Genomic DNA, 12175 nt, shown 5'->3' on the forward strand with positions numbered 1-12175 from the left:
AGGAATTTGAGTTATGCCTAGAATTTATGCAGACAATGCAGCAACCACAAAAATAAGTCAGACAGCAATGAAGGCTATGATTTCTGCAATGGAGAATAGTTACGGAAATCCGTCCAGTATTCATCAGATTGGGATGGCAGCAAATGATGCCTTACAGACGGCGAGAGAGCAGATTGCACGTTGCCTTGGCTGTATGCCGAAAGAGATTTTTTTTACATCAGGTGGGACAGAATCAGATAATCAGGCAATTGTGTCAGCGGCTATGCTTGGGGCGAAAAAGAATAAGAGGCATATTATTTCTACTGCGTTTGAGCATCATGCGGTGCTTCATACTCTGAGAAGGCTGAAGGAGCAGGGATTTGAGATTCAGCTTCTGGATGTGGGAGCAGAGGGGAATATTACAGCTGCTCAGGTGGAAGAAGCAATTCGGCCGGATACCTGTCTGGTTACGGTTATGTTTGCCAATAATGAAATTGGCTCTGTTCTTCCTATAGCGGAAATTGGAGAAGCCTGCCGTGCTCACGGGGTGCTTTTTCATACAGATGCAGTGCAGGCAGCAGGACATATCCCGGTAAATGTGAAGAAACAGAATATTGATATGTTATCTCTTTCCGCACATAAATTTCATGGCCCAAGAGGAATCGGTGCATTGTATGTGAAACGGGGGATTGAACTGACTTCTCTTATGGAGGGCGGCGGCCAGGAGCGTGGAAAACGGCCAGGCACAGAGAATTTACCGGCAATTATGGGAATGGCAGCTGCTCTGAAAGAAGAGTGCACTTTGATGGAACAAAATGAAGCCAAGGTTATCGCCATGCGAGATCGTTTGATTCAGGGGCTTTCGCAGATTCCTTATAGTATACTGAATGGTTCCAGGGAGAAACGCTTGCCTGGTAATGTGAATTTCTGCTTTGAAGGTGTATCCGGTGAAAGCCTGCTGCTTCTTCTGGATAGCAGGGGAATCTGTGCTTCTTCTGGTTCTGCCTGCGCATCAGGTGCCCTGGATCCAAGCCCTGTACTTCTTTCTCTTGGTCTCGCTCCTGAAATCGCCCAGGGCTCCCTCAGAATCAGCCTTGACATTTCCAATACTGAGGAAGAAATCGATTATATGCTGGAAGTGATTCCCCAGGTGGTGGAACAACTCCGCGGAATGTCAGATGATTGGCGGAAAAAGCATTGCGAGGATTAAAAGAATCGTGTATGATACAAGATATGATTATTAGAATAGATTGCTATTTAGTTGATTAAAAGTTCGTCAGGAGGGACGCATTTGGACAATGTGTATTACTCACTCGCCGGCGCAACGCTCCAGCGAACTAATCGCTAACTGCGACTAATGCGTTCGGGAGAGCCCTCACGCATAAGTCTCCGTAAGCGCTGGATTTCGCTTACGCTAAGAGCGCGCCTGAAATGGCTCGCTGGAGTAATACACATTGCCCAAATGCTGTGTGTCGGCTGGGACTTAAACACATTAAATAGTAATAGTTTTCAGTTTTTATGAGGTATAAATATGGAATCAGACAATATGAAAAAAGCATTGATCGCCATGAGTGGCGGCGTAGATTCTTCAGTGGCCGCTTACCTGATGAAGGAGCATGGATATGACTGCATCGGTGTCACCATGAAGCTTTTCCAGAATGAAGATGCCGGTGTGAGCCGCAAAAAAAGCTGCTGTTCTCTGGATGATGTGGAGGATGCAAGGAGCGTAGCACATAATCTTGGAATCCCGTATTACGTGTTTAATTTCACCGCAGATTTTAAAAAACAAGTTATGGACCGCTTCGTAGCAGCCTATGAAAACGGTGCAACTCCCAACCCCTGCATTGACTGCAACCGCTACCTGAAATTCAACAGCCTTTACCATCGTGCAGAAGAATTAGGCTGTCACTATGTAGTAACCGGACACTATGCCAGAATTGAAAAGCGGGAAGATGGAAGATATCTTCTGAAAAAAGCAGCTGACCCTGCAAAAGACCAGAGTTATGTTCTTTACTCTCTTACTCAGGAGCAGCTGGCACACACCATGTTTCCACTTGGAGACATGAATAAACATCAGACCCGCATGATCGCAGACCAGCAGAATTTCTATAACGCAGATAAGCCGGACAGCCAGGATATCTGTTTTGTCCCAGATGGGGATTATGCTGGATTTATCCGCCGGTTTACAGGAAAAGACTATCCGGCAGGCGATTTTACAGATAAAGACGGAAATGTGCTTGGGCATCATAAAGGAATTATTGGCTACACGGTAGGTCAGCGAAAGGGGCTTGGTATTGCAGCCGGGAAGCCGGTTTACGTTACCAAAATCTGTCCGGCAGAGAACCGCGTGATTTTGGGAGATAATGAGGATTTGTTCCATCGCGAACTGGATGTGGAAGACTTTAATTTCATCTCCTTTGATACCCCGCCGGCAGAATTTCGCGCCAAAGCCAAGGTTCGTTACCGCCAGAAGGAGCAGTGGGCAACTGTAAAAGTTACTGGAGAACATAGTGTACACATCATTTTTGATGAGCCCCAGAGAGCTATCACCAAAGGGCAGGCAGCTGTGCTTTATGATGGAGACGTAGTCATTGGCGGCGGTGTGATCACGGGCTGATAAAATCCGAAATTGCATGATATCTGTTGAAAATATATTGATGTAAAACAACCGGAAGAAATATAGCTAGGTCTATATTAAATTCTGGTTGTTTTTTTGTTTATGCAGTCAGTTTACAAAAAATTAAGAATATATCTTTGTTTTATAGATGACTAACCCTATGGGAAAATGTTACAATAACCCATATCAGGCATCAAAGTGGAGCGTATAGATGATAGAATGCCTTTTCAAACACACTCCAGTCAACTACAGTGAAATATTCAGAAATGGAGGTATATGTGGAAAAAAGAAAATTAATCAGAGAACTTCAGTCCCATCAGTCCGTCTTAAAGGAAAAAGCCAGGGAGAAAGCCAGAGAATCCATCAGCGCAGTGATTCCCATTGTACTGATCGTTTTTATACTTGGTTTTACCGTGGCTGCGTTATCTCCAGGCATCCTGGTGGAATTCCTGGTAGGATCTGTGCTTGTGATCCTGGGAATGATCTTTTTTTCCATGGGAGCAGAATTATCCATGACGCCCATGGGAGAACATGTGGGAGGCAGTATGCTTCGCACGAAAAAGTTAGGCTTTATTATAATTATCGGTTTTATTCTGGGCTTTATTATCACAATATCTGAACCAGATCTGCAGGTTCTTGCAGAACAGGTTTCTTCTGTGCCCAATCTGGTGCTGATCTTATCCGTGGCACTTGGTGTTGGTGCGTTTCTTGTTGTGGCCTTATTGCGTATCCTTTTTGGAATTGCACTGCCGCCATTGTTATTCAGTTTCTATATTTTAGTATTTGTATTAGCCATGTTTGTTTCTGAGAATTTTCTGGCAGTGGCATTTGATTCCGGTGGAGTGACCACTGGACCTATGACAGTACCCTTTATTATGGCATTGGGTGTTGGTATTGCATCCATCCGTAATGATAAACATGCCGGAGATGATAGTTTCGGGCTTGTGGCCCTGTGCTCCATTGGACCTATTTTGGCAGTTCTGATTCTGGGACTTTTGTACCACACGGAAGGCAGTGCTGCGCTGGAAGTGGTTTCTGAAGTGGAAAATTCTATAGAACTGGGAAAATTATTTGCAGTTGCACTGCCGAAATATTTTAAGGAGATCGCCGTATCCCTTTTCCCAATTGTTGTTTTCTTCGGAATTTTCCAGATTGTTTCGCTAAAATTGAATAAAACTGTGCTGATCAAAATTTGTATCGGTTTATTTTATACATATATAGGACTTGTTCTGTTTCTTACCGGAGCAAATGTAGGCTTTATCCCAGCTGGAAATTACCTGGGGATGGTATTGGGAAATCTGCCTTATAACTGGATTCTTGTGCCTCTTGGAATGGTGATCGGTTACTTTATTGTAAAAGCCGAGCCTGCGGTATATGTGCTGATGAAGCAGGTTGAGGAGCTGACTGACGGAGCGATTTCCGGGAAATCTATTCAGATCGGTTTGTCTGTGGGTGTGGCAGTCTCTGTTGGGATTTCCATGCTTCGGGTGCTGACCGGAATTTCCATTTTCTATTTTCTGGTGCCAGGCTATGCTATTGCTTTAATTCTCAGCCTGTTTGTGCCGAAAATTTTTACTGCCATTGCATTTGACTCTGGTGGTGTTGCCTCAGGACCTATGACCGCAACCTTTCTCCTTCCTCTTGCACAGGGCGCCTGTGAAGCTGTGGGGGGAAATATTGTGACAGATGCCTTTGGAGTAGTGGCGATGGTTGCCATGACGCCTCTTATTACTCTTCAGGTGCTGGGCTTGGTTTACCAGGTAAAAGGCGGCGAGCTTGGAGGCAAGGGGAAGAATTTGCCTGCGGACAAAATACCAGTGGAAGCTATACCAGTGGCGGAACTGTTTGAAGAACTGGAAGACACAGAAATTATAGAGTTATAGAAAATTAAGAAAATAGGGATTGAGTGTTGACTCAAACACATTATAAATGAACAATTATAGTTAGGAAGACCTAATAGATGCCATTTTTGTGTGGCACAAAGTGGAAGTACAGATTATAGGAATGATGATTGGGTACACTCAGGGAAGATTATGAACAGCAACGAACTTTATAAAGAAAGGAATCATCTATGAGCGAATTATACATGATGGTTACCATCACCAACCGAAAATACATGTCGAAATTTGCAGCACTTTACCGGGAAAATCAGATAGAAGTAGGAACGGTTTCCCTTGGTATGGGAACTGCCTCAAGCTCCATCCTTGACTATATGGGATTAGAAGATGATGAGAAAAGCATCTGTTTTCACTTTGTGACAGAAGCTACCTGGAAAAAGGTGAAAAAGGGCTTGCAGAACCAGCTGCGGATCGACGTGCCCGGAACTGGGATTGCATTTACCATTCCCATGAGCAGCATTGGCGGCAAACGGGAATTGGGATTTCTCATTCAGGGACAGGAGTTTGTAAGAGAGGAGGAAGGTACATTGAAAGAGACAAAGCATGAACTGATCGTGGCAATTGCCAATTACGGATATAACACCCAGGTGATGAAAGCAGCAGAGGAGGGTGGCGCAACCGGCGGTACCGTTCTTCATGGAAAAGGGGTAGGAATGAAGCGCGCCGAACAGTTTCTTGGCGTTTCCCTGGTTTCCGAAAAAGAGGTGATCTTCATTGTGGCAAAATCAGAACAGAAAAATGCCATTATGAGTGCTATCATGGAAAAAGCCGGTCTCACCTCCAAAGCAGGAACCATCGTATTTTCCCTCCCCGTAACCAGCACAGCCGGGCTGCGGATCCTGGAAGATGAGGAAGAAAATTCGTAAACTCCACTTTTTTACGTGGAGAAGTCATGGAAATATTTGCAGATTGGTGATGCTTTTGCATTCTGAGATTATAGTAATAAAATTATGGTGACCGCTTTACAATAGAATAGAACTTATTTTTGAGGAGACATCCTATGCTTGGAAAGGCAATAAGAAAGGCGGTTTTACCTATTTTGCTGGCCAGTCTCATGGTGGGAACTGGCTGTCGGATTGTATATGGGAAAGCAGATATATCGTTGAATGAAAGGGCAGAAAATTTTACAAGTGATAATACCGCTGCATCCCCGGAAGAACAAGAAAAAACCACGGAGCCAGCAGCACCTGATGATGCGCTTGTGCAGGCACCTTCTGCTCTTTTAATGGAGGCCAGTACAGGCACTGTAATTTACGAAAAAGATTCGGATACCAGGCGAAGTCCAGCGAGTATTACAAAGATTATGACGTTAATCCTGATTTTCGATGCGTTGGAGAATGGTACACTGAAAATGGATGATCTGGTAACCACCAGTGCCTATGCGAAATCTATGGGTGGCTCCCAGGTATTTCTGGAGGAAGGAGAAACCCAGGACGTGGAGACTATGATCAAGTGCATTGTGATCGCCTCTGGAAATGACGCCAGTGTAGCAATGGCAGAGCATATTGGAGGCAGCGAGCAGGAATTTGTGCGGCAGATGAATGAGCGGGCAGCAGGGCTTGGAATGGAGAATACCCATTTTGTAGACTGCTGTGGATTGACAGAATCCACAGATCACTACACAACTGTCCGGGACATTGCCATTATGAGCCGGGAGCTGATCACCAAATATCCGAAGATCCTGGAGTACTCTTCTATATGGATGGAAAATATTACTCATGTGACCAGACAAGGCTCCAAAGAGTTTTGCTTAACGAACACTAACAAACTCCTTCGAAGCTACGACGGATGCATCGGTCTGAAAACTGGAAGTACCAGTCTGGCAAAGTATTGCGTATCTGCTGTGGCGTCCCGAAATAACATTACCTTGATTTCTGTAGTTATGGCAGCACCCGATTACAAAGTTCGTTTCAAGGACGCCGCTGCCATGCTGAACTACGGTTTTTCAAAATGCAGCTTTTACACGGATGAAAATCCCGAAAAGCTTCCCCAGATAGAGGTCCGAAAAGGAACCAAACCTACTACAGAAATAAAATATGAAAAGAACTTCCAGTATCTGAGCACCGACGGCAAAACCATAGGCGAAGTGGAACGGAAACTGAATCTGGAAACTCAGGTCCAGGCGCCTGTAAAAGAAGGCGATGTTGCCGGTACCCTGGAGTATTACCAGAATGGACAAAAGCTTGGAGAGGTGAACATTCTTTTTTCTGAAACTATAGAAAAAGCAACCTATAAAAACTGTCTGGAAAAGCTATTAAAGCTATTGTAAAGAACGTAGTATGGCAGGAGAACCTGATTTTCACCTTTGCCCCTAAAAAGTTACTGTTCACTGGTAACGTTCCGCGAGGCGTTTTTTGTGAACAAAGTTCACAGAAAACCCGAGAATTGCGGCGCGAAATCATGCGAATGCATGATTTCTGTGCATCGCGAAGCGCGTTACTGTGAACGGAGTGAACAGTAACCCTAAAAATAGTTATACAAATTAAAGAAGCATTTTGACAAAACAGTCCTCGTCGGTTTATAATAAACTCTGTATGAAAATTTTTGCTGATGTCTTACAAAAATATAGCAGCAAAAGCGGAGGGAAATCATATGAAACAAGAGAAAAAACAGCCTGGCAGATTAAAGATGCTTGCAGGCTATTATAAACCATATAAGGGACTGTTTTTTGCAGATCTTTTTTTTGCATTCCTTGGGGCAGCAGTGACACTTGTCATTCCACTGATGGTTCGTTATATTATGAATTCCATAAGTGAAATGTCAGCGGATGAAGCGAAGACCATGATTTTGAAAATCGGGGTGGGAATGCTGGTACTGATCCTGGTGCAGCTTGGAAGCCGTTATTTTATTACCTATTATGGACATATGATGGGCGCTTATATTGAGCATGATATGCGAAACGAGATATTCAGCCATTACCAGAAGCTCTCTTTTGCATTTTATGATAATCAGAAGGTCGGCCAGCTTCTTTCCAGGATCACAAGTGATCTTTTTGATATTACAGAGCTTCTCCACCATGGACCGGAGGATATTCTGATCTCAGTGATCAAGCTGTTCGGAGCACTGATCATTCTTATGAATGTGAAGCCGCAGATGGCGCTGCTGTGCTTCGCAGTTGTAATTATTATGCTGATCTATGCACTGATTTATAATAAAAAGATGAAAAGTGCATTTAAGGAAAACCGTGTGCGCATGGGCGAGATCAACAGCCAGATCGAGGACAGTCTTTCCGGAATCCGTGTGGTAAAATCTTTTGGAAATGAGAAGCGCGAGATTGAGAAATTCCGTAAAGGAAATGAGCGTTTTGTGGATTCCAAGCGTGTGACTTACCGCTATATGGCAGGTTATCATGCAGGCATGGATGCGTTTACCACGCTGATCACAGTTACTGCACTGGTTTCCGGAGCCATGTTCCTGGCGGCAGGAGATTTAAGCGCCACAGATCTTGTGACCTTCCTTTTGTATATTAACAATTTTACAGAGCCGGTTACCAAGCTGGTAAACTTTACCGAGCAGTTCCAGAACGGCTACAGTGGTTATGACCGCTTCCTGGAAATGATGTCCATTGCGCCGGATATTGAGGATGCGCCGGATGCAGTTTCTATGGATCATGTAAAAGGAGATATCCGCTTCGAGAATGTTTCTTTCCACTATGAAGACCACAATGAAAAAGTACTTTCCAACGTAAATCTGGAGGTAAAGCCCGGTGACTATGTTGCCCTTGTAGGCACTTCCGGAGCTGGAAAGACTACCCTTTGCAGCCTGATCCCCAGATTTTATGATGTTTCATCCGGTGCCATTTATCTGGATGGAAAAGATATCCGAAAGATCAAACTGAAGGATCTTCGTAATCAGATTGGCATTGTGCAGCAGGATGTATACCTGTTTGCAGGAAACATTATGGAAAATATCCGGTATGGCCGTCCGGACGCTACCGATGAGGAAGTTATCCGCGCAGCCAAGCTTGCCAATGCCCACGACTTTATCATGGAAATGCCGGATAACTATGGCACAGACATTGGACAGCGCGGCGTGAAGCTTTCCGGAGGACAGAAACAGCGTCTTTCCATTGCGAGAGCTTTTCTGAAGAATCCGCCGATCCTGATTTTTGATGAGGCAACATCCGCCCTGGATAACGAAAGTGAGAAGGTAGTGCAGCAATCTCTGGAACGTCTTGCCAAAGACCGAACCACCTTTGTGATCGCCCATCGTCTTTCCACGATCCGCAATGCCAGAAGGATCCTGGTGCTGACCGAAGATGGAATTGCAGAAGAAGGTACACATCAGGAGCTGATGGAGAAGGACGGCGTATATGCGAAACTTTGCAAAGCCGGATTGTGATCGTAAACAGCAATTATATGCGAAAGGATGAATTGCAGAATGAAAGAAATAAGAACCGAAGACGCAGTGGGCCAGATCCTCTGCCATGATATTACACAGATTATAAAGGATGAGAAGAAAGGCGTTCTGTTTTCCAAAGGACATATTGTGAAAGAAGAGGACATTCCGCTGCTCCTTTCTGTTGGAAAAGAACATCTTTTTGTGTGGGAAAAGAAAGAAGGCATTCTTCATGAAAATGAGGGCGCTGATATCTTGTATAAAATCTGTGCAGGAGATTCCATGCATGGAACTGATGTGAAAGAAGGCAAGATCGAACTGGTAGCAGACGAGGATGGAGTTCTGAAAATCCGCAGAGATGCCCTTCTGGCAGTGAATTCTCTGGGGGAGATGATGATCGCTTCCCGCCACGGGGACTTCCCGGTAAAAAAAGGAGATAAACTGGCTGGCACCAGGATCATCCCTCTTGTAATCGAAAAAGAAAAAATGGACAAAGCTGTGGAAGCTGCTGGACCGGAACCGATTTTTTCCATTCTTCCCTATCACCTCAAAAAAGTTGGGATCGTTACAACTGGAAGCGAGGTAAAAAAAGGTCTGATTCAGGATACCTTTACCCCTGTATTAAAAGAAAAGCTTTCCGAGTACCCCACTGAGGTGATCGGTCAGACGACTCCGGGAGATGACAAGGCACAGATCACAGCCGACATTATGGAATTTATTAACCAGGGTGCAGATATGGTAGTCTGCAGCGGCGGCATGAGTGTAGATCCAGATGACCGTACACCTGGAGGAATCCGTGATACAGGAGCCAGAGTTGTTACTTACGGTGCACCGGTACTGCCAGGAGCCATGCTTCTCATCGCTTACTATGAGAAAGAGGGAAAACGCATCCCGATCCTTGGCCTTCCCGGATGTGTCATGTATGCGAAGCGCACTGTATTTGACCTGGTTCTGCCAAGAATCATGGCAGACGATGAAATTTTCCCGGAAGAAGTTGCTGCATACGGAGAAGGCGGTCTCTGCCTGAACTGCAAAGTCTGTACTTTCCCCAACTGTGGATTTGGAAAGTAAGCTCTGGAAATTACAAAGTATTTAAGGAGATTTATGGAAAAATTTCGAACTGCAACCTATGAAGTCCATAACCCGAAAATAAAAAAAAGCGTGCGCTTTGCTGTTCTTGCAGACCTTCACGGAAGCATTTTCGGCGAAGAGAACAATACTTTGCTGAAAAAAATCCAGGAATATGCCCCTGATGCCATTCTTCTTGCCGGAGACATGGTGGTTCGGATGGATCCTTCCACCCTGGAAACCGCCAGGAAGCTGCTTTGTACATTGGCGAAGAACTTTCCTATTTTTTACGCCATGGGAAATCACGAAACCAAAATGAAGGCCAAAGAGCACATTTATCGGAATGAGTATCTGGAATATCAGGCAGAATTGAAACAAAAAGGAATCTGTTTCCTGGCAAATGAGAAGAACAAAGTTGTTCTGGCTGGCAATTCCTTTGTGGTAAATGGACTGGAACTTCCACTGGAATACTATCATAAGCCTTTTTCCCCGAAGCTCACTTCTGAAAAAATGGAAGAGCTTATGGGAAAGCCAGATCCGGAGGCCATAAATATTCTGCTTGCCCATAACCCCAAATATGGCAGAACCTATTTCCGCTGGGGTGCAGACCTGATCCTGTCTGGACATTACCATGGCGGTGTGCTCCGTTTTTCCAGACATGTGGGAGCCATCAGCTCTCAGTTTATACCTTTTCCCAAATACTGTTGCGGCGATTTTTACAAAAATGGCAAATGTATGATCGTAAGTGCAGGTCTTGGGGAACACACAGTGCCTCTTCGGATCCATAATCCAAGAGAGCTGATTTTTATAGAAATGAAACCGTAAGGGAGAGAGGAAAGCGCATGGCAATTCCCGTAAAACTGAATGTTTTTGAAGGACCGCTTGATCTGCTCCTTCACCTTATTGATAAAAATAAAATTGATATTTATGATATACCGATTGTGGAGATTACGGATCAGTACATGGAATACATTCACGCTATGGAAAAAGAAGACCTTGGTATTATGAGTGAGTTTATGGTCATGGCCGCTACGCTTCTGGATATCAAGTGCCGGATGCTTCTTCCAAAAGAGATCAATGAAGAAGGAGAAGAAGAGGATCCCAGAGCGGAGCTGGTTCAGAAACTTCTGGAATATAAGATGTATAAATATATGTCTTATGAGCTGAAGGACAAGATGGACGATGCCAGCGGCGTCTATTTCCGTGAGCCGGATGTGCCCAGGGAGGTGCTTCAGTACCGGGAACCAGTGGATCCCTCAGAACTTCTGGCTGGTCTTACTCTTGAGAAGTTAAACGCCATTTACCAGTCGATCATCAGGCGGCAGGACGACAGACGGGACCCTATCCGAAGCCAGTTTGGAAAAATCGAGAAGGAAGAAGTCAGTCTTTCTGATAAAATGCTGGAGATGAAAGAATTTGCAAAGACTCACAGGAAATTCAGCTTTCGGGACCTGTTGAAAAAGCAGTGCTCCAAAGTACAGGTAATCGTTACCTTCCTTTCTGTTCTGGAACTGATAAAAATGGGACACATTCATGTGGTTCAGGAAGAGATCTTTGATGACATCCAGATCAATGTTGTGACGGAGCCAGAAACCTGGAAGAATCTGACAGAGTTTGCAGAGGAAGAAGGATAGTATATGGAAATTAAACGATTAGAAGGTGCCGTTGAGGCAATTCTGTTTGCGATGGGTGAATCTGTGGAATTAGGTCAGATTGCGAAAGCAATTCAGCAGGATAAGCCGACTACAGAAAAATTACTCCATAATCTGATGGATAAATATAAGGATGAGGGAAGGGGAATCCAGATCATTGAGCTGGAAGGCTCTTATCAGCTGTGCACCAAACGGGATTACTATGGCTGTCTGATCCGGATTGCCATGCAGCCTAAGAAACCTGCCCTTACAGATGTTATGCTGGAAACGCTGTCTATTATTGCCTATAAGCAGCCTGTGACAAAAGCTGAGATTGAAAAGATCCGGGGAGTAAAAAGCGATCATGCAGTAAATAAGCTGGTTGAGTATAATCTGGTAAAGGAGCTTGGACGTCTTGATGCACCTGGACGGCCGATCCTTTTCGGCACTACAGAAGAATTTCTTCGCACATTTGGTGTGCAGGGTCTGGAAGAGCTGCCGGCTGTGGATCCGGTAAAAATGGCGGATTTTAAGGCTGAGGCCGAAGAGGAAGTACAGCTGAAGCTGGATATATAAGACAGGACAAGTAAGCCACAGATAAACTGCAGACGATATAACAGAACAAGTAAGCCGCGGATAAACTG

General features: G+C 44.6%; 10 protein-coding genes. All 10 read left to right on the forward strand.

Translation table 11 applies throughout. From position 1 onward, the window contains the following. The first annotated feature begins 13 nt into the window (after positions 1-13). The 10 genes from AB5618_RS00365 to scpB all read left to right on the forward strand — a co-directional run bounded on the left by AB5618_RS00365 (position 14) and on the right by scpB (position 12107). Positions 14-1189 carry a cysteine desulfurase family protein gene (locus tag AB5618_RS00365; RefSeq protein ID WP_148461977.1) on the forward strand — a complete coding sequence of 392 codons (1176 nt, stop codon included), beginning with the start codon at positions 14-16 and terminating at the stop codon, positions 1187-1189. 321 nt (positions 1190-1510) lie between these two features. Continuing rightward, positions 1511-2596 (forward strand): tRNA 2-thiouridine(34) synthase MnmA, encoded by a 1086-nt coding sequence (gene mnmA, locus AB5618_RS00370; RefSeq protein WP_226815611.1) that lies wholly within the window; start codon positions 1511-1513, stop codon positions 2594-2596. Positions 2597-2874: 278 nt separating this feature from the next. Continuing rightward, positions 2875-4479: a DUF1538 domain-containing protein gene (locus AB5618_RS00375; protein ID WP_330602360.1), complete on the forward strand. Its 1605-nt coding sequence runs from the start codon at positions 2875-2877 to the stop codon at positions 4477-4479. Between the two features lie 188 nt (positions 4480-4667). Further along, positions 4668-5360, forward strand: a complete 693-nt coding sequence (locus tag AB5618_RS00380; RefSeq protein WP_118578026.1) for a P-II family nitrogen regulator — start codon at positions 4668-4670, stop codon at positions 5358-5360. A 134-nt stretch (positions 5361-5494) separates the two neighbouring features. Further along, positions 5495-6763: a D-alanyl-D-alanine carboxypeptidase family protein gene (locus AB5618_RS00385; RefSeq protein WP_173736118.1), complete on the forward strand. Its 1269-nt coding sequence runs from the start codon at positions 5495-5497 to the stop codon at positions 6761-6763. A 323-nt stretch (positions 6764-7086) separates the two neighbouring features. Continuing rightward, entirely contained in the window at positions 7087-8835 is a 1749-nt protein-coding gene (locus AB5618_RS00390) for an ABC transporter ATP-binding protein (RefSeq protein ID WP_118578027.1), read from the forward strand. Between the two features lie 39 nt (positions 8836-8874). After that, positions 8875-9903 (forward strand): molybdopterin-binding protein, encoded by a 1029-nt coding sequence (locus AB5618_RS00395; RefSeq protein ID WP_173769067.1) that lies wholly within the window; start codon positions 8875-8877, stop codon positions 9901-9903. A 33-nt stretch (positions 9904-9936) separates the two neighbouring features. Next, positions 9937-10725: a metallophosphoesterase gene (locus AB5618_RS00400; RefSeq protein ID WP_148461981.1), complete on the forward strand. Its 789-nt coding sequence runs from the start codon at positions 9937-9939 to the stop codon at positions 10723-10725. A 17-nt stretch (positions 10726-10742) separates the two neighbouring features. Next, complete coding sequence (locus AB5618_RS00405) at positions 10743-11534, forward strand: ScpA family protein (protein WP_148461982.1); 792 nt, start codon at positions 10743-10745, stop codon at positions 11532-11534. A 3-nt stretch (positions 11535-11537) separates the two neighbouring features. Continuing rightward, positions 11538-12107, forward strand: coding sequence for an SMC-Scp complex subunit ScpB (gene scpB / locus AB5618_RS00410; protein ID WP_118578031.1), 570 nt, complete (start codon positions 11538-11540; stop codon positions 12105-12107). The last annotated feature ends 68 nt before the right edge of the window (positions 12108-12175 follow it).

The sequence above is a fragment of the Ruminococcus sp. J1101004sp1_RTP21198st1_B9_RTP21198_201120 genome, from assembly GCF_040924245.1.
In the GTDB taxonomy this organism is placed as follows: Bacteria; Bacillota; Clostridia; order Lachnospirales; family Lachnospiraceae; genus Blautia_A; species Blautia_A faecis.

What these genes read in the sequence shown, in the direction of transcription:
- AB5618_RS00365 (WP_148461977.1), top strand. Translation starts at nt 14, where the DNA reads ATGCCTAGAATTTATGCAGACAATGCAGCAACCACAAAAATAAGTCAG.
- mnmA (WP_226815611.1), top strand. Translation starts at nt 1,511, where the DNA reads ATGGAATCAGACAATATGAAAAAAGCATTGATCGCCATGAGTGGCGGC.
- AB5618_RS00380 (WP_118578026.1), top strand. Translation starts at nt 4,668, where the DNA reads ATGAGCGAATTATACATGATGGTTACCATCACCAACCGAAAATACATG.
- AB5618_RS00385 (WP_173736118.1), top strand. Translation starts at nt 5,495, where the DNA reads ATGCTTGGAAAGGCAATAAGAAAGGCGGTTTTACCTATTTTGCTGGCC.
- AB5618_RS00390 (WP_118578027.1), top strand. Translation starts at nt 7,087, where the DNA reads ATGAAACAAGAGAAAAAACAGCCTGGCAGATTAAAGATGCTTGCAGGC.
- AB5618_RS00395 (WP_173769067.1), top strand. Translation starts at nt 8,875, where the DNA reads ATGAAAGAAATAAGAACCGAAGACGCAGTGGGCCAGATCCTCTGCCAT.
- AB5618_RS00400 (WP_148461981.1), top strand. Translation starts at nt 9,937, where the DNA reads ATGGAAAAATTTCGAACTGCAACCTATGAAGTCCATAACCCGAAAATA.
- AB5618_RS00405 (WP_148461982.1), top strand. Translation starts at nt 10,743, where the DNA reads ATGGCAATTCCCGTAAAACTGAATGTTTTTGAAGGACCGCTTGATCTG.
- scpB (WP_118578031.1), top strand. Translation starts at nt 11,538, where the DNA reads ATGGAAATTAAACGATTAGAAGGTGCCGTTGAGGCAATTCTGTTTGCG.